Annotated in this window: 17 protein-coding genes; 12 read left to right on the top strand and 5 right to left on the bottom strand. The window is 47.4% G+C overall.

Annotated features, from left to right (window positions below; translation table 11 throughout):
- The first annotated feature begins 3 nt into the window (after positions 1-3).
- The 6 genes from atpF to Y697_RS04885 are packed head-to-tail and all read left to right on the top strand — an operon-like array spanning position 4 to position 5,230.
- Positions 4-489, top strand: coding sequence for a F0F1 ATP synthase subunit B (atpF, locus tag Y697_RS04910; RefSeq protein ID WP_121550561.1), 486 nt, complete (start codon positions 4-6; stop codon positions 487-489).
- Positions 486-1,037, top strand: a complete 552-nt coding sequence (gene atpH, locus Y697_RS04905) for an ATP synthase F1 subunit delta (RefSeq protein ID WP_121550560.1) — start codon at positions 486-488, stop codon at positions 1,035-1,037. The genes atpF and atpH overlap by 4 nt, the downstream gene beginning before the upstream one ends.
- The gene (gene atpA / locus Y697_RS04900) at positions 1,034-2,548 is read left to right on the top strand and encodes a F0F1 ATP synthase subunit alpha (protein WP_121550559.1); all 1,515 of its coding nucleotides are present in this window, start codon (positions 1,034-1,036) and stop codon (positions 2,546-2,548) included. Before atpH ends, atpA begins: the two co-directional genes overlap by 4 nt.
- A 6-nt stretch (positions 2,549-2,554) precedes the next feature.
- Positions 2,555-3,388 (top strand): ATP synthase F1 subunit gamma, encoded by an 834-nt coding sequence (gene atpG / locus Y697_RS04895; protein WP_121550558.1) that lies wholly within the window; start codon positions 2,555-2,557, stop codon positions 3,386-3,388.
- Between the two features lie 20 nt (positions 3,389-3,408).
- Positions 3,409-4,830, top strand: coding sequence for a F0F1 ATP synthase subunit beta (atpD, locus tag Y697_RS04890; RefSeq protein WP_121550557.1), 1,422 nt, complete (start codon positions 3,409-3,411; stop codon positions 4,828-4,830).
- A gap of 1 nt (position 4,831) precedes the next feature.
- Positions 4,832-5,230, top strand: a complete 399-nt coding sequence (locus tag Y697_RS04885) for a F0F1 ATP synthase subunit epsilon (protein ID WP_121550556.1) — start codon at positions 4,832-4,834, stop codon at positions 5,228-5,230.
- A gap of 985 nt (positions 5,231-6,215) precedes the next feature.
- Here the strand turns inward: Y697_RS04885 and plsY are convergent.
- The 5 genes from plsY to aspS are packed head-to-tail and all read right to left on the bottom strand — an operon-like array spanning position 6,216 to position 13,146.
- A complete protein-coding gene (gene plsY / locus Y697_RS04875; RefSeq protein ID WP_121550554.1) occupies positions 6,216-6,839 on the bottom strand; it encodes a glycerol-3-phosphate 1-O-acyltransferase PlsY in 624 nt (207 codons plus the stop codon).
- A complete protein-coding gene (gene der, locus Y697_RS04870; protein ID WP_121550553.1) occupies positions 6,836-8,161 on the bottom strand; it encodes a ribosome biogenesis GTPase Der in 1,326 nt (441 codons plus the stop codon). Before der ends, plsY begins: the two co-directional genes overlap by 4 nt.
- The gene (locus Y697_RS04865) at positions 8,161-9,882 is read right to left on the bottom strand and encodes a S1 RNA-binding domain-containing protein (RefSeq protein WP_121550552.1); all 1,722 of its coding nucleotides are present in this window, start codon (positions 9,880-9,882) and stop codon (positions 8,161-8,163) included. Before Y697_RS04865 ends, der begins: the two co-directional genes overlap by 1 nt.
- On the bottom strand, positions 9,854-11,377 hold the full coding sequence (gene cmk, locus Y697_RS04860; protein WP_121550551.1) for a (d)CMP kinase: 1,524 nt from the start codon (positions 11,375-11,377) through the stop codon (positions 9,854-9,856). The genes Y697_RS04865 and cmk overlap by 29 nt, the downstream gene beginning before the upstream one ends.
- Positions 11,374-13,146, bottom strand: coding sequence for an aspartate--tRNA ligase (gene aspS / locus Y697_RS04855; protein ID WP_121550550.1), 1,773 nt, complete (start codon positions 13,144-13,146; stop codon positions 11,374-11,376). The genes cmk and aspS overlap by 4 nt, the downstream gene beginning before the upstream one ends.
- A 111-nt stretch (positions 13,147-13,257) precedes the next feature.
- Between aspS and Y697_RS04850 the strand changes: the two genes are divergently transcribed.
- From Y697_RS04850 to Y697_RS04825, 6 genes are all read left to right on the top strand, one after another.
- Positions 13,258-14,991, top strand: coding sequence for an S-layer homology domain-containing protein (locus Y697_RS04850; RefSeq protein WP_259462321.1), 1,734 nt, complete (start codon positions 13,258-13,260; stop codon positions 14,989-14,991).
- 88 nt (positions 14,992-15,079) lie between these two features.
- Positions 15,080-16,378, top strand: a complete 1,299-nt coding sequence (gene asnS / locus Y697_RS04845; RefSeq protein ID WP_121550548.1) for an asparagine--tRNA ligase — start codon at positions 15,080-15,082, stop codon at positions 16,376-16,378.
- A gap of 8 nt (positions 16,379-16,386) precedes the next feature.
- On the top strand, positions 16,387-17,436 hold the full coding sequence (gene ruvB / locus Y697_RS04840) for a Holliday junction branch migration DNA helicase RuvB (protein WP_121550547.1): 1,050 nt from the start codon (positions 16,387-16,389) through the stop codon (positions 17,434-17,436).
- A 147-nt stretch (positions 17,437-17,583) separates the two neighbouring features.
- Entirely contained in the window at positions 17,584-18,402 is an 819-nt protein-coding gene (locus Y697_RS04835; protein WP_259462313.1) for an NAD(+)/NADH kinase, read from the top strand.
- Positions 18,392-19,093, top strand: coding sequence for a phosphate uptake regulator PhoU (locus tag Y697_RS04830; protein WP_121550546.1), 702 nt, complete (start codon positions 18,392-18,394; stop codon positions 19,091-19,093). The genes Y697_RS04835 and Y697_RS04830 overlap by 11 nt, the downstream gene beginning before the upstream one ends.
- A 6-nt stretch (positions 19,094-19,099) precedes the next feature.
- Positions 19,100-23,452: an LptF/LptG family permease gene (locus tag Y697_RS04825; RefSeq protein ID WP_121550545.1), complete on the top strand. Its 4,353-nt coding sequence runs from the start codon at positions 19,100-19,102 to the stop codon at positions 23,450-23,452.
- Positions 23,453-23,458 lie beyond the last annotated feature (6 nt).

Raw genomic sequence — 23,458 nt, 5'->3', positions numbered from 1 at the left:
AACTTGATTGAACTTAATCTGACAGCCATACTGTCGATACTGAACTTTCTGCTGCTCTTCTTTGTGCTGAAGAAGCTGCTTTTCGACAAGTTCTTCGATGTCATGAAGCAGCGCAAAGAGAAGATACGGAGCGAAATCGCAGAAGCCGAGAAGATGAGGACTGAAGCGAATGAATTGAAGAGAGAATATCAAGCAAAGATCGAAGAAGCCCGTTCTACTTCCGAAGAGATCGTCTCCCGGGCCGAAAGGCAGGCGGAGGAAATCGTAAGAAGCGCGAGAGAAGATGCCCAACAGGAGATACAGAGAATGTACAAGTCTGCCGAACTTCAGATTCAGCGTGAACGCGAAGAGGCTGCAGGCGAAGTCAAGGGAGCGATTGTAACCGCAGCCGTTGCAATGGTGGGAAGATTCCTTCAGAAGGAGATGGACGATACTGCCAAGAAACAGTATGCGAAGAGGATTCTTGAGAGCATGGGTGACAAGGAGTGAAGAGAATCCTTTCTCTGGCCGCCAAATATGCGAATGCGCTCTTTGTGAGCCTTCCTCCGTCAAATAGAGAGCAAGCACGATCTCAGCTGCAAGAGCTTTCTGAGATTGTTTCTGATACTGAGCTTTCAGAGTTCATTTTCGATCCTACGCTCTCGGCCGGGAGAAAGGCAAGCATTCTTCTGAGCTTCGTTCAAAAGCCTCTAGATCAGATAGAGAGACTTGTTTCTCTTCTTGTATCGATGAAGCGACTTGAGCTCCTGGCAGATATCGAAATTTCGTTTGGTGCGAGACTGCTTCTTGAAAGCAACAGAATAGATGTAGAAATCGATTCTCCAGTTGAACTAGGTTCCGAAGAGAGAGAGGAAATTCTGAAGAAAGTCAAAGAAAAAACGGGAATGGAAGGGGTTTTGAAGATCAACCTTAACCCTAATCTAATCGCAGGATATGTGATCAGGTTCAGAGATGAAGTAATCGATACAAGTCTCAGCGGTCGTTTAAAGAGAGTGAGCCAGGATTTGGGCTCGGGCCCTCGGGAGGTGAATGAGTGAAGATCAGTCCATCTGAGATTACGCGAGTTATACAGAATCAGCTAGAAAAGACTGATATAGAGTTTGATTATTTCGAAGCTGGAAAGGTTATTCAAATAGGTGACGGCATTGCAAGGGCTTACGGCCTAAAAGGCGTCATGGCAAATGAGCTGGTGAAATTCGAGAATAACGTCTTTGGCCTTGCATTGAACCTTGAAGAGGACAACGTAGGAATAGTCATTCTTGGTGAATATGAGGAGATAAAGGAAGGCGATCTCGTCAGACGAACCGGAAGGATCATGGAAGTCCCCACGGGACCGGAGCTTCTGGGAAGAGTCGTGAATCCTCTCGGGATTCCCCTCGATGGAAAGGGGCCGATCAAAACAGAGAGTTATAGACCGGTTGAAGTCAAGGCAACTGGGGTAGTAATGAGAAAACCAGTCGACACTCCTCTACAGACCGGAATAAAGGCAATAGATGCGACAATCCCCATTGGAAGAGGGCAGAGAGAGTTGATAATTGGGGACAGGCAGACCGGGAAGACGGCCATAGCGATCGATGCGATAATAAACCAGAAGGGACAGGGCGTCAAGTGTATCTACGTTGCAATAGGGCAGAAAACGGCCGCCCTTGCAAGGATAATCGATAAACTGAACCAGTTTGGTGCGATGGAGTACACGACGATTGTCTTCGCTTCGGCTTCCGAAACGGCGTCTCTCTCCTATCTCGCTCCTTATGCGGGAGCTGCAATGGGCGAGCACTTCATGTTTGAAGGTCAGGACTCTCTCGTCATATATGACGACCTTTCAAAGCACGCGGCTTCTTACAGAGAACTCTCATTACTGCTCAGGAGACCGCCGGGAAGAGAGGCATATCCCGGAGATGTATTTTATCTACACTCCAGGTTGCTCGAGAGAGCGGCAAGACTGAACGAAAACTACGGTGGAGGATCGCTCACGGCGTTGCCCATAATTGAGACGCAGGCGAACGACGTTTCTGCATTCATACCGACAAACGTGATATCCATAACCGACGGACAGATATACCTGGATCCAAATCTCTTCTACGCTGGAAATCGACCGGCAATCAATGTTGGCCTTTCAGTTTCGAGGGTAGGAGGCGCTGCCCAGATAAAGGCAATGAAGAAGATTGCGGGAAGTCTTCGAATCGAGCTGGCTCAGTACAGAGATCTGCTCTCTTTTGCCCAGTTCGCGACTGAACTCGATAAGGCCACCCGCGACCAACTTACAAGGGGAGAAAAACTCACGGAACTTCTCAAACAGGATCAGTACGTCCCAATGCCCGTTGAAGAGCAGGTTGTCGTTCTTTATGCCGGAACCAAGGGTTATTTGGATGAGATGGAAAACTCCAAGATTTCGGGATTCGAGAAGTCTCTTATAAAGACTCTTCGTAGCTCTTACAGCGATGTGCTGAATTCAATAAAAGAGAAGAAGATTATCGAACACGAAGTTGAGACTCGTCTTAAGAAAGCTATAGAAGAGACGAAGAAGCTCTTCACTGAGCGGGGATGATTGACGGTGAGCAAGGGTAAACTGCGAACGATAAAGAAACGCATCGAGTCAACGAACTCGACGATGCAGATTACCCGCGCTATGGAGATGGTCGCGCGGGCAAAAATAAACAAAGTTCAGAAGGGGCTGAAGTTCGTCAGGCTTTACGAGAAAGCGATGGCAAGGGCGCTTAACAGAGCATATTTTGGAGATACGAACCATCCGAAAACTGGGGGACAAGGAGACATTCTTCTTGTAGTCAGCTCGGACATGGGGCTTGCCGGCGCTTTCAATGCCGAGATAATGAAGGCCGCAGAGCGCGAAGTTGAGAAGTCGGATATCATACACATCGTTACGGTCGGTATCAAGGCAGAAAGCTATTTTAAGAAGAGCGGCTTGCCTATAACCGCTTTCAGTCATTTCTACGATACTCCAGATCTTGACGAGGCAGCGATCATCGTTGACGACATTGTCGATGTCATGGAAGACAAGAATGCGTCAGGCTTGAAAATGGTCTTCAGCCTTTTCAAGAATCCTCTCGCTCAGATGCCCAAAATCGTCAGGCTCCTTCCAGTTGAAGATCTCGAAAAGCCCGACAATGACTTGTTTGATTTTGAACCTGAAATCGAGGTTCTGTACAAAGATGTTCTCAATTCTTGGCTTGTTGCAAAGGTTCTTCAGGGCTTATACGAAACGAAGGTCGGGGAGCTCTTCTCCAGACAGACCGCAATGAAGAATGCAACTGAGAATGCGAAAAGTATGATAGAACAGTTGACTCTGGTGAGAAACAAACTGCGCCAGTCGAATATCACTCAGGAGATAATCGAAGTTGTAAACGGCGCCGAGGCTCTTAACGGTTAATTGATTTTGGAGGTGTGAGTGTGCCCGACAAAAAGGAAGAAAATATTGGCAAAATAGTCGCGATAACCGGTCCTGTCGTAGACGTATCGTTTGAGGGAGGGAGACTTCCCGACATTTTGAACGCTTTAAAAGTAAAGAACGAATTCTTAGATAAAGAGATAGTCCTAGAGGTTGCCCAGCTAATAGGTGATAACAGTGTCAGGGCGATTGCAATGGACAGCACTGACGGACTCGTGAGAGGCCAGCAAGTGCTTGACACGGGTACCCAGATCAAAGTACCGGTTGGAGAAGAGATTCTCGGAAGAATGTTCAATCTTCTCGGCGAACCTATAGACGAGCACGGTGAGGTTAAGTTTTCCGATCACTGGGAAATACACAGAGCGGCTCCGTCGGTCACCGATCAGCAGACTGAAGTCGAGATACTTGAAACGGGAATCAAGGTCATCGATCTTCTCGCACCATTCAGCAAGGGAGGAAAGATAGGCTTCTCCGGGGGTGCCGGGGTAGGAAAAACCGTTCTAGTCATGGAACTAATAAGAAACTTCGCAATCGAGCAGAAGGGGCTTTCAGTCTTTGCCGGGGTAGGTGAAAGAACTAGAGAGGGAAACGATCTATGGCTGGATATGCAGGAAGCAGGTGTCATCGAGAATACCGCCCTTGTATTCGGGCAGATGAACGAGCCGCCCGGTGCGAGATTTAGAATAGGACTCTCTGCAATAACCATGGCTGAATACTTCAGGGATGTACAGAAAAAGGACGTTCTCGTTTTCATCGACAACATTTTCAGATTTGTTCAGGCCGGCTCCGAAGTCTCGGCTCTCCTTGGAAGAATGCCTTCTGCTGTCGGTTACCAGCCGACACTAGCCACTGAAATGGGAAACCTGCAGGAGAGAATCACCTCGACTAGATCGGGTTCTATCACCTCCGTTCAGGCCATCTACGTTCCAGCCGATGATTTCACAGATCCCGCGCCAGCCACTACCTTCAGCCATCTGGATGCCACTGTCAACCTTTCCCGTTCGATTGCCGAGCAGGGACTTTATCCGGCGGTCGATCCACTGGATTCCACGTCTAAGAACCTGGATCCTGTAGTTGTCGGCCAGGAGCATTACCAGGTAGCCAGAAGGGTCCAGGAAGTCTTGCAGAGATACAAGGACCTTCAGGACATAATTGCAATTCTCGGTATGGAAGAGCTGTCGGAGGAGGATCAACTCGCCGTTCAGAGGGCGAGAAAGATTCAGAGATTCTTGACCCAGCCGTTCTTTGTGGCCGAGAAATTCAGCAATATGGAAGGCAAGTACGTGCCGATATCGGAAACGATAAGAGGATTTGAAGAGATACTCGAGGGCAAACACGACGATCTTCCCGAGCAGGCCTTCATGATGGTAGGAACCATCGACGAGGCAATCGAGAAGGCCAAGACGCTTTCGAAGGATGAGTAATATGGAACTGAAGACAACAATAATAACTCCTTATGGAATCGAATGGGAGGGAGAAGCCGATTACATCTCTTTTCGATCTACTGAAGGAGAGATCGCCTATCTGCCCGAACGAGCGCCTGCGCTGATGAAGCTTACCGTTGACGTAATGGAGATCAAATCAGGTACTGAAACTCTGCGCTTTGCCGTTCACGGAGGATACGTTCTCCAGGAGAGAGACACATTGACCATCGTGACCGATGCTGCAGAGACTCCCGAGGAAATCAGCGTAGAAAGAGCTAAGCAGCGCCTAAAACGAGCAGAGGAATTGCTGGAAGTCAGCAAATCCAGGCGGGAGAGAGCTAGAAACGAGGCGAAGCTTCAAAGGCACATGCTGAGAATCAAGATTGGTTCGAGGGGATAATCCCCAAAAAAACCCTCCCTCCCTTCGGGGACAGACTCCATTATTTACATTCGGTTAACATACACAAGTACCGTGGAGCAATGCCGACTTCGTCGGGAAGTGATGCCCATAAAAGATATTAGACGCAATGCCGGCAAAGATCGTGCCGGGACGCAATGCACTGAGGAGCATCAGTGGACGTAAGGCTGGCGAAGATCACGCCAGGTCGCAAGGCCCGCTTCGCGGGGAAAGATCTTCAAACCCTCCCTTCGGGGACAGACTCCATTATTTACATTTTGTTAACATACACAAGTACCGTGGAGCAATGCCGACTTCGTCGGGAAGTGATGCCCATAAAAGATATTAGACGCAATGCCGGCAAAGATCGTGCCGGGACGCAATGCACTGAGGAGCATCAGTGGACGCAAGGCTGGCGAAGATCACGCCAGGTCGCAAGGCCCGCTTCGCGGGGAAAGATCTTCAAACCCTCCCTTCGGGGACAGACTCCATTATTTACATTCTGTTAACATACATAAGTACCGTGGAGCAATGCCGACTTCGTCGGGAAGTGAGGCTGGCGCTTACGCGCCAGGAGGCCAAAAGAAAAGAGAGAAGTCCCACGAGATAAGAAGAGAGGGCGAGACGGTCGCTCTCTTTTTCTCGTGAGCGAAGCGAACTCTCGTAAATGATTTTTCTCGGTTCTTCCCAGCGATCAACGGGTCCTTGACTTTAAGCGTAAAGCGGAGCTTTGTGAGCGAGTTATCAGAATAGGGTTAGAAAGAACAAGATGCTGAATCAAGTTCAAGACTGAATTGTTGCGGGTCTCGGGTCTGGAGTATGGTGAACAGAAGCTGTGGTCATTAAGGATTGTAGTTGCTAATTAAGACGTGATAACGGACCGCGATCCGGCATCTATGTAATTCTTCTTGACCATTACCAAGAAGGAAGAACAGATTCTAAAAAGTCACGTAAATTTCAGAGTTCTTCCTGCTTCCTGCAAATGAGCCTAACGATTTTTCATTTCGTTGTGTTTTCTTTTGAAGGCGGCGATTAGATCTGTCTTTCTCTCCTCGCCCCTGAAAAGTGCAGCAACGTTTTTCCTGTGTCTGAACAGTGAAAAACCGAAGAAGGCTAGCATCCATAGACCAACCGCATAGCCTTCCGTCAAGAAGAGGATGCCTGAAAGAATTCCAAGAGCAAGTACCGATCCCAAGGATACATACTGCGTTACAAGGACTATAGGAATCCAGATTCCGAAGAAGACGGCGACGTACCAGGGTAGAGTTCCAGAAAGCGTTCCCACCGTGCAGGCCACTGCCTTGCCGCCTCTGAACTTCAGAAATATCGAATAGCTATGACCGACAGCTGCGAAAAAACCGATCATCATTCCCTCGGCGAGAGAGACCCCGAAGACTCCACGGGCAATTATTACTGGTATGAAGGCCTTGAGGCCGTCAAGGATCATAGCGACGGCCCCCGCATAGCCACCCATGCTTCTCAATACATTCGTTCCACCGACGTTACCGCTCCCAACTTTAGTTATGTTCACGCCACGAACGAGCGGAACGATGAAACTGAATGGTATAGAACCCATTACGTATCCTATGAGTGCGAATAATACGTACTTCATCTCTTTCTCCTGAGTTTCAAGAAGATTGGAGTTCCATCGAATGGATCGAAATTCAGTCGAATAGAATTTCTAATTCCTCGCAGGTAAGGCTCCGTGAAGAGGGCAGGATCATTGACATTCAGCATTATTATTGGGGGACGGCCGGCAATTTGAGCTCCGTAGTAGATTTTTCCGCGTTTCTTGCCTTTCCCCGGTGCCGGGGTTCCCTCGGAGTATCTCTGTAGAAGCGTATTGAGGAGACCGGTAGGTATCCTGAGATCTATCTTCTTCGTTACCAGCATAATGTTGTCCAGCAGTTCATCCATACCTTCCCCAGTCAGGGTCGAAGTGAAGACAACTGGACTGTAGTCAATGAAGTACAGATCTTGTTTGAATGTCCTCGACAGCGCCTTTCTCCTTCTGTCATCGACAAGGTCGCACTTGTTGAAGACCGCGATTGTCGCCTTTCCATTCTTTTCAGCAAGGCCTGCGATGCGCTGATCCTGATTGCCTATCCCATCGGCGGAATCGATTACCATAATGATGATGTCCGATCTTTCAAGTGCATCGATGGCTCTCATTACGCTGTAGTATTCTACGTTCATTACCTTGACTTTGGACTTCTTCCTTATGCCCGCGGTGTCGATGAAGGTTATGGGTATGTCATCAATTACAACCGTTTCATCGACTGTGTCGCGTGTTGTGCCGGAAACCTCCGTCACAAGACTTCTAGGACTGCCTACAATCCAGTTGAATATCGAGGACTTTCCAGCGTTGGGCTTTCCGACAATCGCGATTTTCAGTCCAGATTCATCATTGTCTTCCAGTTCGATAGAATGACCGAGAGCGACGAGACGATCAAAGATCTCGTCCAAGAGTATGTCGATATTCAAACCGTGAGCAGAAGATACTTTTATAGGGTCACCGAAACCGAGTGAAAAGATCTCATTCCCGACACTGGAGTAAAAGGAGTCGGGATTCTCAACCTTGTTGGCAACGAAAACAACGTGCAAACGCTGTTTTCTCAAGTAGTCTGCCAGCTCAATATCTGCGCTGGTAAGGCCGTGTCTTCCGTCCACCACAAAGAGAATAAGATCACCCTCGCTCAAAAGTTCGAGGGTGACCTCTTTCATCTTCTCTTCAACTATGTTCTCCGGATTCTCAAAAAGGCCGCAAGTATCGACAAGCTGAAAGGTACGCTGCTGCCATTCGACTCTTCCCACAGTGAAATCACGTGTAACACCGGGAATATCATCTACTATGGCTCTCCTACCACCTACAAGTCTATTGAATAAAGTTGACTTTCCTACATTTGGTCGTCCAATAATGAGGACGGTGGCCACTAGAGGCTTTCTCCTTCTTCCTCAAGCTGATTCTTGATCATTTCTCCGAGGCTGTTGGAGCTGACTGTTCCGCTTCCATTTCCGTTTAGATCCTTAAGGACCTTTTCGGTTTCGGCGGCTTCTTTGTCTTTTATTAGCTGCCTTATAGAAACAACCATGTTTCTAGTGTCGTTATCGGGATCGTAAACCAGTCTGATTATTTTGAACTGATCGTGTTTGCCAACTTCTACCGAGTCTTCGATGTTTTCGGTTCTCTCGAGAGAGACCTGAGAAACTGGCAGGAATGCCTCGACTCCGTAGGAATCGATCATTATTATCGCACCGGACTTCGTTAATCTGGTGACAGTACCGGTAACGTGATCGCCAACGGAAAGTTCTTCGGAAACCTTTTCCCAGGGATCGGAAGTTGCCTGTTTGATACTAAGTCTCATTCTTCTGTTGACCCTGTCTATGGAGAGTATCTTGATATCTATTTCGTCGCCCTCTTTTACCACATCTTCTATCCTGTCCACGAAGTTCCATGAGACTTCCGAGACGGGAACAAAACCCGAAACATACTCTTCCAGCTCGAGAATAACGCCGGTGGGAAGGACCTTCGCCGTCTTGGCCTTCAGAATGTCCCCTTCCTTGTACTTGTCTCCGATGCTTTCCCAGGGGTCGCCCATCGCTTCTCTGTAAGATAGAGAAAGCGTTCTCTTCTCCTCGTTTATCTCCTTGATGTTTACCTTCACTTCGTCTCCCACTTCAACAACGCTCTTCAGATCCTTCTTGATATTTCCCCAGAAGACCTCCGATATGTGGACTAGACCCTCTACTCCGGGCTCTAGTGAGACGAAGAAGCCGAACGGCGTAATGTTCTTCACAGTGCCAACGACAGTCGAATCGACCTCGTACCTCTCGCTGAGCGTCGACCAGGGATCCTCACTCATCTGTTTCAGAGAAAGGGATATCTTCTTCTCCTTTTCATCTATGCCTATGACCTTCGTCTTCACTGTCTGGCCGGGCTTGAGAAGATCACTTATTCTCACACTGGCATCCCAGCTCATTTCCGAGGCGGGAATCAGCGCGGTCACATTGTCGTTCAGCTTGACAAAAGCTCCAAAGTTCTTTATCGACTCGACCGTTCCTTCAAGTTCCTGACCGACTTCAATAGTCTGGAAGTAAGCCTTAATTGCCTCTTCCTGGAACGCGCGAAGTGAAACAACCACGTTGATGCCGTTTCTCTGCCTCTTGAATCTTATGACCTTGAACTTCATAGTTCCTTCAGGTGCGGGGTCGCCCTTTCTTATTCCAGATTCGGAGCCGGGAAGAAAGGCCGGGACACTCTTAACAAGCCTTACGTTGTATCCTGCGTTTGTCTCGGAAACAATCTTTCCGTCTATCGCTTTGCCTTCTCTGTAAGCCTTTTCCACCTTGCTAACTGCCTGTCTAGCGTGCACTCTTTTCTCGGAGACCGTACTTCTACCTTCTTCTTCGTTGGTCTTTATGACCATGACTTCTATCTTATCTCCAACGTTGTACTCTTCAATATCATTTACCAGCTGATCCGAGGGAACGAACCCATCGAGCTTCCCGTCCATTATCACCATCAAGCCATCTGGCTGGACGGAGAAAACCTCTGCATCCTTTCTACTGCCCTTCCTTACTGAGGAAACATCCATCTGTTCAAATATCTCCTCCATGCTCAGGTTTTCATCTTGCCGATTCATTTTCTCTTCCATTGTCGGTTACCTCCCTATTATTGTCTATGTAATCCAGTATCTTCTGGATTTGTTCGTACGGAGTTGAAGTGCCGCTAATCAGAGCAACCTTCCCCATATCACTTCGAGGAAGATCCTTCAAATCTGTCACGTGAAGCGCCTTCTTACCGAGTCTTTCAACTATCTTAACTAGTTTCTTTGTATTAGAACTATTTCTTCCACCGATCACTATAACCGTGTCGGAAATTCTTGCCAGTCGCTCCGCTTCAGATTCTCTCTGTATAGTGACTTTACAGATCGTGTTGTACACTGTCACCCTTTCTCCAAGTCTAGACTGCACAAACGAAGCGAAGCTATCAAAATCGGCGCTGCTCATAGTCGTCTGAGAAACGATAGCAATGCGTTCGATGCCTTCTAGCTTTTTCAATACCGAGTCGTAGTCTTCACCGGGCTCTACTATCAAATAGCCATTCAGTCTACCCGAGAGAGCCGTGACTTCTGGGTGATTCTTCTTCCCATATACCACAACAAAGTTGCCTTGCTGCTCGAGATCGACTGCCAGGCTAAATACATTGTACACTATAGGACAAGTCAGGTCTATTACTTCATCGAAAACACGGCGTAATTTCTCTTCAGATGCGGGGTCGATTCCGTGTGCGCGGATTATTGCTATTCCCTCATGTCTTTCAGAGAGAAGGCCATCTTCAATCATTTCTAGACCAAGTTCCTTCAGGTCGTTCATCACCTTTTCATTATGGACGATCTCCCCGGTTGCATAGACCTTCTTGCCGGATTTGAGAAGTTTTATCGCTTCGCTTACGGCCCTGTCCACCCCGTAGCAGAAACCGACTGACCTTGCAAGCTGGACTCTCTGTCGTCTCTCGGCAAGGGAGACAATCGCGGATACAACTTCATCTATGGTAAGGTTCGTCGTGTCAAGCTCTATGGCATCGGAAGCGGCCTTTAGAGGAGCAACGGATCTGGTCGAGTCGTTGTGGTCCCTTCTTTCGATCTCAGCGAGAATCTCCTCAAAATCTGCTTCGATGCCGCTCGCATTGAGCTGAGCAAGTCTTCTCTTTGCCCTTTCGCTAGCAGAGGCCGTAAGGAATATTTTCAGCTCCGCTTCGGGAATGACCACAGTCCCAATGTCACGGCCCTCCATAACTACATTTCCTTGTTTTGAAAGATTTCTCTGCTGATCCGTAAGAAAGTCTCTCACATAAGGATACTTGGCAATGTCCGAAGAGAGTAGAGATACCTCTCTGGTCCTTATCTCTTCTCCCAGGGGATTTCCATCGAGCGTGATTCCCGAATCAGAAAGCGAGAAGTACGTGTGGCTCATTAGCTCGGCCATTGAATTGTGATCCGAAAAAACTACATTGGCCCTCTTTGCCTTCAAAGCGAGTGCTCGGTACATTGCACCGGTGTCAATATATACAAAATCCAGACTTGAAGCGACTAATCTCGCGACGGTCGATTTGCCCGATCCGGCAGGTCCGTCAATCGCAATCCTCAATTCTGATCCCCCGCATCTCTTACCTGGAGCTTCAGAAGATCCAGTTGCTTGCGGGAAACCTCGGAGGGGGCAGAAGTCATCAAGTCTGCGCCACTGGCCACCTTTGGGAAAGCAATAACCTCTCTTATCGACTGAGCACCGACTACTATCGCAACGATCCTGTCCAGACCGGGAGCAATCCCGGCATGTGGGGGCGGACCGAATTTGAAAGCTTCCAGAAGATAACCGAACTTCTCCGTGGCCTCTTCACGTGTTAGACCTATGAGATCGAATACCCTACTCTGAATGTCTCTTCGATGTATTCTAACAGACCCACTTGCAACTTCGTATCCATTAAGGACCAGATCATAAGCCTTGGATCTAACTCTCAGCGGATCTGTTTCTGCGTATTTTTCGAGGTCTTCTAAATCAGGCATAGTGAAGGGATGATGTTCGGCCTCAATCCGTCCTTCCTCCGAGTTGTAGGAGAACATCGGGAAATCAGTCACCCAAAGAAAATCGAAACCTTCGACTTCGATCTCTTCCTCACGGATGATTTTTCCCCTAATCTGGCCAAGGGCCTTCGAGAGTGAAGTACTTTCTCCGATGCTGAAGAGAATGAGGTCCCCTTCTTCCGCCTTCAGCAAGGAACTCACTCGCGCAAGCTCATCTGGACAGTGCTTCAATATCGATGATTTCAATCCATCGTTCTCCACCTTCGCCCACATAAGACCGCCCAGACCGCTTTCCTTGGCAAAGGCAGTGTACTCGTCCAGTTTCTTGCGGGAGAAGCGTTCGGCCTTCCCTTTAACGAGAAATCCCTTTATTCTTTCTTCTCTATCGATTGCGTCACCGATAACTTTGAAAGTCGTTTCCGTGAACAAATCGCTCATATCTCTGATTTCCATTCCGTATCTCGTATCTGGTTTGTCGCTCCCGTAAAGATCGATTACTTCCTCATAAGTGAAACGCTTGAAGGGAGTTTTTATCTCGGCGGAGGCCGCTTCATGGAAGGCATGCTTCATCAAACCCTCTGCCATCGAAAAGACGTCTTCTTCGTCTGCGAAGGACATCTCAACATCTATCTGAGTGAACTCCGGCTGTCTGTCCGCCCTAAAGTCTTCATCCCGGAAGCATTTCGCAATCTGATAGTATCTGTCAAAGCCAGAGACCATAAGCAGTTGCTTGAAGATCTGAGGTGATTGTGGAAGAGCATAGAACTTTCCGGGCTTCAGCCTAGACGGAACCAAAAAGTCTCTTGCTCCTTCGGGAGTGGATTTACCGAGAATCGGCGTTTCAACATCAACAAACCCGTTCTTGTTCAAGTATTCCCTCACGGCCTGAACGAATCTGTGCCGAGTCAACATATTTCTCTGCATTTTAGGACGCCTGAGATCTAGGTACCTGTAACGAAGATGCATCTCTTCGGAAGACTCTTCATCAATGTTTATGTAAATCGGAGGCACTTCAGCGTCCGAGAGAAGTTCCATTTCAGAAGCGAGAATCTCAATCTCTCCCGTGGGAAGTTTGCGATTTATCGCATCGTTCGGCCTCCCTCTTACGGATCCAGTTACCGTTATGCAAAACTCATTTCCAAGCTTAAGGGCATGGCTGTAAAGCTCCTCGTCCTGAGGATCAAAGACAACCTGCGTAATACCATATCTATCTCTAACCTGAATGAACTTTATTCCACCAAGATCCCTTATACGGTCAACCCAGCCGTTAATAGTTACTGTCTTGCCCGTGTCGGAAGCCCTCAATTCGCCACATGTGTGTGTTCTCTTTTTCAACTCCAACACCTCCCACAGAGATAATATTACCACGCCAATTTCTAGGATGGAATCTCGATTTGTGGTAGAATCATTTAGAATATTTCCTTCGGGGAGGTGTAGAAATTGAAAATGAAACTTTTACTTGCCTCACTGCTTATTCTCGGTCTGGCATTCACTTCAGCAGTAGCTGCCGTTAACTATGTTGACGTCAGTTCGAATCACTGGGCTTATGATGCGGTGATGAAACTATCTGACCTGGGTATTTTGACGGGAATTGTACAGGCTGATGGCAGGACTTACTTCAATGGTAACGATCCGCTGACAAGATATCAAACAGCTGTCATGCTCAAGAAAACTCTGGATTACGTAGAACTGAATTTCGCGATGCAGGGAACCGTACCTCAGGTTGGTGCGGTAGACGGAACGGTAATGTCGCGACTCGAGGCTCTCGAACTTGCGTTGACGGATTCCACCGGAAGATTGATCGATACCATGGATCTTCAACTGAGAATAACGGCTCTGGAAAACAGAATCGCTTCGCTTGGTATTTCGACCAACGGAAGTGTTTCTCAGAGTACCGTAGAATCACTCAGGCAACAGATCATGAAATTCGTCGAAGATCTTTCGCTCACGACAAAGAAACTCGACACTCTTGCTGGCGACGTCCAGAATGTTCAGAATAACATGTCGAGTCTTTCTGTCATGGAATCGAGAGTAAACGACGCAGTCAGGAGAGTCGACACGCTGAGTGGAAACATCAGCACAATACAGAGCTCTCTCTCTTCTAACGAAAGAGCGATCTCTACTCTGGACTCCACGGTAAGGTCACTATCCAACTCTCTAAGCGACTATGACGCAAAGCTCAGCACAATAACAAACAGAGCTTCTACAAATGCTATGGAGATCGCATCAATCAGAGAGTCGATGACAACTATTTCCGGTGATGTCTTGAGTGTAAGAGATCTTCAGAATAAGATAGCTTCTCTCGAGAGCCAGATACAAAACATGAAGCTGCCGGCCGAAGCAACCAGCAAGCTGGACGAGCTTTCGGCGAGAGTTAACACGATTACTTCCGACTACGCGAAGATCGGAGACCTGCAGAATTATGTCACGAAGACTGATCTTAAGGCCAACCTTAACCTTTACGCGGGCATAGATGAACTTGCTAAAGTCAAGAGCAGCAATGAATTACTCATAAAGGACATCGAGACCCTCAGGAAGGACTTCTCATCTGAAACAGGAATTATCAAGGGCGACATAGGAAATCTGCAGAGAAGCATCAATGCAATAAATGAAATTGTGACTATTCATGAGAACGAGCTCGCTTCTGTAAAGTCTTCTGTGAGCACTGTCTCTTCCCTCAGGAGCGACCTGACAGCGCTGAATTCCAAGTTCAACGCTCTCACCGACCAGCAAGCAAAGGATTTCACAGCCAATCAGGCAAGTCTTGCCGATCTGGAGGCTCGAATGAACGAAAGCATGAATATGCTCAATGCCTCAGTCGAAGCAAGTCTTTCCAAAATTTCACTTGGCATGGATACGGTGAATACGCAGCTTGGAAAGAATGAAAGCGAAATTAAAGCGCTCAAAACGAGAACGGATTCACTGGAATCAAGACTGAACACTACGGTGGTCAACCTTGAGAGATACCTCAAGATCGCCGATCTTGAGACTCAGCCCGTGATCGTCAATCTCTCTGATAGAGTCGCCGAGATAAACAGCGCGACAATCGACGCGGCAACAAAGCAGGATGTTGAGGCTCTTCAGAAGAAGACTTCACCCTGGTTGATACTCTCTACAGTGAGTTCGCTTGCTGCGCTTGGAATATCTATCTGGGTTCTTATTGCCTCAGGCATAATATAGTAGAAGAGCTATCGTAATGATTAACCCGGGGTTTAGCCCCGGGTTTTTGCTATAATTGAAGCTGACGAGTTGTTGCTGGAGGTGCTTGATGAAAGTCGCAGAAATTTCTTCACTTGGAAAACTAATAAATGAGCGTGTTCAGATTAGGGGTTGGATTAGGAGAAGGAGATCAAGTGGAAAGATACAATTTCTATTTCTCAGAGACGGTTCGGGCTTCGTTCAGGCGATCGTTGAGAAATCAAGCGTCCCTGCAAGCGTGTTTCAAGCAGCCGGTTCTTTGAAGATGGAGTCGAGTCTGATAGTTTCCGGACTCGTTAAGGCGGAGGAGAGGGCGCCTGGCGGTGTGGAGTTGATGGTGGAGGATATCCAGATTGTTCAGATTCCGGAGAAGGACTTTCCGATCAACAAACCCGATCATTCAATCGACTTCCTTATGGACAACAGACACCTGTGGCTAAGAACGCAGCGACAGACGCATGTCCTGAGGATTCGCCACGAGATTATTAGAGCAGTCAGAGAGTTCTACAATGACCGCGGCTTCATTCTCATCGATACACCTATCTTTACCGGCTCTATAGGAGAGAGCGCTGGTAATACCTTCGAAATCGATTACTTCGATTATGGAAAGGCTTATTTAGCGCAGACGGGACAGCTCTATCTTGAAGCTGCAGCTATGGCTCTCGGAAAGGTCTATAACCTTGGCCCAACTTTCAGGGCGGAGAAATCGAAGACCCGCAGACATCTCATTGAGTTCTGGATGAACGAAGCCGAGGTTGCTTATTACGGACACGACGACAATATCAAGCTTCAGGAAGAGCTCGTTACTTACGTAGTTAAGAAGACACTTGAGAGAGCCGGAGAAGATCTCAAATCTATCGGAAGAGATACATCGAAACTAGAGAAGATTGAGACTCCATTCCCAAGGATAACTTATGACGAAGCAGTGAGACTTCTTCAAAAGAAGGGATTCGATATAAATTGGGGAGACGACATTGGCGGGGATGAAGAAACGGCGATTGCAAATGGATTTGATAAGCCGGTCGTTGTAGAGCGCTATCCGAGAATGATGAAGGCCTTCTACATGCAGCCCGATCCCGAAAGACCAGATGTTGTTCTTTGTGACGACATGCTTGCTCCTGAGGGATATGGAGAGATAATCGGGGCCTCTGAGAGAATTCATGATAGAGATATGCTAATTAAGAGAATCGAGGAATACGGTCTGGATGTTTCATCCTATGACTGGTATCTCGAACTACGCGATTACGGTTCTGTTCCTCACAGCGGTTTTGGAATGGGAATTGAAAGAATCGTAGCCTGGATAGCCGGCCTAGAGCACATTAGAGAGGCTATTCCCTTCGCAAGAACGCTGTACAGGATTCATCCGTAGGAGGTCTTATGGAAGAGGAACGTTTTCTTACTCCGGGCGAAGTACGGGAAGATAACTCAATTAAGAGCCTGAGACCCAAGAATCTTAAGGAGTATATCGGTCAGTACCAGATAAGGCGGAGATTGCGAATTGCCATCGAAGCGGCCAGGGTGCGCCACGAAGCACTTGATCATGTTCTGCTCGCCGGGCCTCCCGGTCTGGGGAAGACGACACTCGCCCACATAATTGCAAATGAACTCGGTAGCGAAATCTATGTCACCTCGGGGCCGGTAATTGAGAAGCAAGGTGATTTGGCAGCAATCTTAACTGGATTAGAGCGAGACGATGTGCTTTTCATAGATGAGATCCACAGGTTGAACAGAAATGTTGAAGAGATTCTCTACTCGGCTATGGAGGACTTTCAACTAGACATAATGATCGGAAAGGGTCCAAGCGCGAGATCGATACGTCTCGATTTGAATCCCTTTACACTCGTCGGAGCCACTACAAGAAGCGGCTTCATCGGTGCTCCATTGAGGAATCGTTTCGGAATGATACTTGAAATGGAGTTCTACCCCGATAAAGACTTGAAACAGATAATAATCAGATCGGCCACTCTTTTGGGAACTTCAATAAGAGAGGATGCAGCTCTTCTGCTTGCAAGAAGGTCGCGCGGTACTCCCAGAATTGCCAACAGATTGCTTAGAAGGGTGAGGGATATTGTCACCGTTGAAGGTGAAGACCAAATTACTGTTGATACCGTCGAGTCGGCCATGACGCTGCTCTCCATAGACGAGGAGGGGCTCGATTCAATGGATAAGCGCCTGCTCGGGGTCCTCATTGAGAGCTATAATGGTGGTCCGGCAGGTGTGAAGGCCATTGCAGCCTCGATAGGAATAGAACCTGAAACAATCAGTGAAGTCTATGAGCCCTTCTTGCTGCAGAGCGGCTTCCTGGTTCGGACAAATCGGGGCAGGATGGTTACTGAAAAGGCATATCGCCATTTGGGACTTCCTCTAGAAGGGAAGAACTCCACACTGTGGAACTACGTCGACCAGAGAGACGAGGCAGAGGAGTAGAATGAAACTCTCGTCTCGCGGGAATCGAAAGAGTGAGAATTCCGATCGGTCTATTCATGAGTTCCCAGATCTTTGTATTTCGGAAAGTCGTTTATTATTATCTGCGGATTTCAACAGTCGTCTCTCTGTAATTACGGGGTGAGAGTTATGAAGGCAGCAGTTTTCTACAACAAGACAAGAATTTCTTCCGAGACGTTAGATTGGCTTTCAAAGGAAATCGAATCACATGGCATAGAAACTTCGCTCTGTGAGGATGGAATCTCATGTTTGCCGCTAGAAGCCGAGGTTGTTCTCACCTTCGGAGGAGACGGAACCGTACTGAAGGCTATACCGATGGCAATCATGAATGATCTCCCTATAATGAGCTTCAGGGTGGGGAGTGTGGGCTTTCTGGCTGCCTTCGAGCTTAGTATGCTTCATACTGCGCTTGATCTCTTACTTGAAGACAGACTGCAGAGTATCAAGAGAAATGTAATGGAGATAAATATCGGAGATGCTACTAGATACGCTCTAAACGACTGCGTTGTTGAACGTTCTTCACCGAGCAGAACTGTCTCTTTCAACATCAACATTTTTGGACAGAGCAGTTATTCGGTTGTCGGCGACGGAATAATCTTCGCGACAAACACTGGTTCAACTGCCTATGCCATGGCTGCGGGTGGAGCTCTTGTCGATCCCGAGGCGAGCTGCTTCCAAGTTACACCTATCTGCCCTCACAATCCTTTCGTTGGATCGGTAGTTCTTGCGGCTACAAGAAAAGTTAGATTGGAAGTGAGACAAGATAAAGGCTTCCCTCTTGAAGCCTACATAGATGGTAGTCTCATATCTAAAATCAGGACAGGGGACAGCGTCGAAGTCGGTCTTTCAGAGAAGAGCGTTTCTCTTCTGCGTGAAGGGAGCTTCGACTTCGTCGCTCTGCTGAAGAAAAAGCTTGCATTTGGGGGGCGCCTACGAGATGATATCTAAAGTCGGCCTCGAAAGAATCGGAAACTTGAGGATCGAAATCCTCAGAATGGCCAGATATGTGCAGAGCATATTCAACAAGACAGCCGTAGCAGTTCTCGAGAGAAATGAACACCAGGCACGGGACGTGATTTATTCTGACTCTGTAATTGATTATCATCAGGTGGAACTGCAGGCGATGATAATTGGGCTAACGGGTATTCTGACTCCGACTGGCAAAGAGTTGAGGCTTCTTACCCTCTCGATGAACATTGTGAGCACGCTTGAGCGTATAGGTGACAAGTGCGTCTTCATTTGCGAGAGAAGTCTCTCATTGACGAAGAGGCCTCCGATCGGTTATCACGAGAAGCTAAAGACCATGTTTGAGCTGGTATCAATAATGACGAAGGGTGCGATCGACAATCTCGTCGATCCGTCTTTGTCTGAGGCAGTCAGGCTATGCAAAAACGATGACTTTGTGGACAGAATCCAGGAAGAGGTAAAGGTTGATCTCGTAAAATACTGCGAGGAGTCGCCTTCGATAATCAGTAGAGCGCTTGACCTCATGATGATTTTCAGCGCTCTCGAAGAAATCGCCGATCTATCTACGGAACTCATGGAAGCTGCTGTATATATTGATGCTGGGCGATATTATAGATGTGTAAACGATAACTTTCAACCTGTTGATTTCGAAACCCAGAATAACGAGGGGTGATTCTTCTTGAAGACTCTATTGAAGTACATAGGAGCTCAAGCATTAGGTGCGATTTTCGTTGGTCTTGCGGGGTTCATAATATTTGTGAGTCTGGAGTTGCTTTACTATCTCTCAGACATGATTATCAGGTATAAGGTCGGAATCGACAAGCTTTTCCTCTTAATCTACTACAACCTTCCTGAGTTCATAGTACTTGGAATACCCGTTGGAATTCTTCTCGCAATTTTCTGGGTGCTCTCTAGAATGCGCTCCGATAACGAGCTGATTGCTCTTCAGACGCACGGAATCTCTCTTAAACGACTTGTGATACCCTTCTTACTGCTAGGAGTAATCTTCAGTGGATTCGCTTACCTGTTGAACGATTATCTAGTTCCAGCGGCCTCCACTAAGGCAAGTGAAGCGATGGCAAGGTTTGTTTATAAACAGCCCGAAATAACTCTCAAGGAAAACGTTTTCATGCAAGACAGCCAGGGAAGAATGATCTATGTCAGGAGAATCGATCAGAAAACAAAGGAACTAAAGACCGTCTCGATCTATGAAGTGTCAAGAGGCCAGGTAACGCTAACCACGGCAGAAAGTGCTGTCATTTCGTCAAACAAGTGGATACTCAGAGACGCGAAGATCTACCAGACCGATGCTTCGGGATTTCTCGGCGTGGAGATGCAGTTCGGTACCGCGGAATTTGAGATAGATGATGATATCGAGCGCTATCTTGCAAGTTTCAAGTCACCTAAGGAGAAGACAAGCGCCGAGTTGAGAGAAGACATAGAAGCCTTCAAGAAGACAGGAATAAATACTTCATCTCTTGAAGTTGCTCTTCAAGAAAAGTATTCGATGTCGATAGCTCCGCTTGTCATAGTTCTTCTTGGAGTACCTGTTTCACTGATGTTCAATCTTCAGTCGAAATCCTGGTCCGTGATACTGACTTTTCTTCTAGTAGTTATCTATCAGGGTTCTGGAGCCTGGCTCAGCGGCATGGGAAAGGAAAACCTGATCAACCCTTCTCTGGCACCCTGGATACCAAACATCATCTTTTCTATTCTCGGCGTAGTAATCTACTCGCTTATAGATACCAAGGCCAGCTACAGATTGTCTGAGTTTTTCACCAGAATACTCAAAGTATCGGCGATTCTATTGATACTGCTGGTTCCCGGTCTTCTTCAGGGGTCGGATATAAAGATAGTTGGAGGTACAATCGCAGGAACGAAGAATGGAAGGGAAATACTTCTTGGTGACGGTGTTACTGTCGAATATGTCAGTGACACAATGAACGCCACGATTGAAGCATCCAACGCCTCAATACTTAACGTCGATTCAACTCCCGAATCTATTTCTTTCTGGGGAAACGTAAAGATGCTGAGCGATGAAACCACTATTCTTTCGGATAGACTGATTCTAGATCTTACCAATGAACGAGTCGAAAGTATACAGGTTTTTTCGCGAACGGAAGTTGAAGTCCCCGCGGCTAGAGGTGATACGAGCAAGACTGGCTCCAAGGTTCCATTCTATGTTTACGGCGACTATGTTCAGTCGACAATGGAAGCCTCCCCGACACTTAACATAAGCGACGGGTATATAACGACTTGTGACCAGGAACATCCGCATTACCGTTTCAGAGTCTCATCGGCTGTTGTTATACCTGGGAAGGGGATGTCTGTTCAGAACATGTTGATGTATATTGGTAACGTCCCCGTTTTCTATCTGCCGGCCTATTACTTCCCGTTAGATGATCCCGATAGAAGACCGTTCGACGTAGACCTGAGCGGTATAGGCGATGCCGAGACAAGGATCACGGTTAGGTATCTCGAACTCGACTGGCTGCTGCTTCAGGGGACTTGGTACAGAAACTGGGTGTCAACCGAAGACGCCTTTACCGCAAAGTCCGTTCTCTATACTCCTTTGGGAGATATAGAGTTGTTTGGGCAGTTCGGACAGCAGAAGGAGACGAGCTACGGCGCATATGTGCTGCTTAAACCTGCTTTTGAATGGCTAAGAATACAGGGCGGCGCACTATATCTGACCGGTCCTTCGCTGAAAGAGCTCCAGACTCCCTTCAGCGGAATAAACCTTGGGGAGAGTATCGCGAAGAACAAGGTTACACAGCTTGATCCATTCGCAGTGAAGGAGTCGATGAATGCTACCGAGATGCAGCTTGCATACGTTCAGCTTCTCTCTCCCGAGGATTGGGAACTGGAGCTCGATGTAATTGGCGCCTTTGCCAGGTACGATGACAAGAACCTGTGGATGGTGAACCTGCAAAACCTTACCGTTCCATCTGATGATAGTATCGATGCAGGCTTCTTCAAGCTGAGCACATCGGAGTTCAAGGTCAATGGACTCTTCGGCCAGAGATATATAGATAAGAAGATTCTCTACTCGTTGAGGACTAAAGCCTCTGCCGTCAAGACGGAAGGTTTCTTGTTCGGCGCCGACATGTCGGTTCAGTCGTTGAACTTCACTCTGGCTTCAAATGCCGCAACTATCACGGAGCTTTTCAATCCTTCAAATATGGAGGACTTCGTGCTCGAGGTCAACAAGTACCTTTTTGCTGCCGGTAATCTGAAGATAGGTGGAGACGTCAAGAGTACATTCGACGCATCTACGACTGAGCTAAACATAACTATGCCTGCCGATGACAAAGGTATAGGCCGCAACTATTTGAGTTATGCCTCCGACGACGAGAAACTGAAGATCAACAGCAGATACGCGCTGGATTACAACTCTGAACACGAGAAGAATAAAGATAGGTTGTTCTGGATTGATCCCTTCGACATTCTTTATGATGGATTTGTCTCGATTGAATTGAAGTTCTATTTTGAATCGAGGTACGACGGCTCCTTCAAGATAGAGGGAAAGAAACTGCGTGTCTACAAAGATATCGAATTGTATAAAGGAGAATGGGGACCACTTTCAGTCGGTGTGGTTCTGGAACCCGCCTACGAAGTTGCCTTCTTCTACGACTCAGATGAAGGCTGGAAACTAACTAAGAACGAGATTCCCGTGACTCTAAAGAATGAACTGACCTTCAAACCTTTTGACTGGTACTACATCGGAATACAGTACAATCCCGTTCTTACCTACGATTTCGTAAAGAAAGAATGGCGTCTCGATCATCCCGGAAAGCTTCTGACAGGTATTGAAACGGAAATCCTGAAAGCAGACTACATTCTTGAGCTGGATTATGAAGAGCTGGTGGCCAGTCCCACTGAGATGAACTGGCTCGGCAAGGGACTTCTGAACACAGAAGGAGAGGCGGAGTTCTGGGGAATGAAGTTCGGCCAGAAAACCGAGACGATTTTCAGGCCAGTTACTTCGGAAGCCTCGCAGACATCCTACTCAATCACTTTCGACTCAAAGATCTACTCTCACAGTACGGAGAGCAAGGTCTACTGGCAGAGCGGTGACATGTTTGATGATTTTGTGAGCAAGGAGAGACTGACCTTTGAAGTGGCGACAGAGACCAGCCTTGAGTTTACTCTCGACTGGACCCTGGATGCCTCCCCCAATGTCGCTGAAGATGAGAGAATGTTGAAGGATTTGGTTTTCGGCTCCTCAATAAAGATAAAAGACTTTGCGGAACTTGGCGTGAAGTTCAGATACCCTTACCTCTCCGGCTCGAAGAAAATCTACGATAGACTGAAAATAGAGGTGAATAATCTCACAATAGGTCAGGTATCCTGGAGAACGGCCTCGCTTGATTTCACTACGGATTTCTCTAGGTTCGATTCGAAGTACAAGTACCCGGAGAAATACTTCACTAAATCAGAGACCGAGGCGAAATTCTTGGCATGGGAGTCCACAAGGCTTGCGATTTCGACGCTTTCAGTTGGAGATTACTTCATAGCGACTTCTACCGCATCTGAAACAGGAGATACCGCTTATTCATTTGGAATATCAAACGTGAAGCTCGGAGATAAAACAATACTCGGGGGTAGAACCGCCAAGTTCGAAGAATTCGGGCTTTCAATGGAACTTCGAAAGAGCGAGAGTCTGTACTTCACGATGCACATAAACGAACTCTACTTCCCAATGGGTTCTCTGTCAGATACACCCGGCGTCCTGAACAGGTTATCTGCAGGAATAGACGGGAGCGGAAGAAGAAGTTTCATCGAGATTGGGACTTATGCCGGAGATATTTCTCAGTGGGATGAATCGATCTCGAAGATTTCGCCGATGTACTTCGATCTGCACTGTATGGCACTGGAAGTAGTATTGAGACTTGGCTTCGGAAGCGAAATCAACACGATCCAGGATACTGTTGAGACTATAGCGTTGAAGTATTATATTAAGGAACTGAAGGATAGATATTTCGTGATAGGCCTTTATAAAGGCGCTCCGTTCTTCAGATTCAGATTCTGAGGTGAG

This window comes from Mesotoga sp. BH458_6_3_2_1 (genome assembly GCF_003664995.1).
Classification (GTDB): domain Bacteria; phylum Thermotogota; class Thermotogae; order Petrotogales; family Kosmotogaceae; genus Mesotoga.
This window is presented reverse-complemented; position numbering and strand designations above follow the sequence as displayed.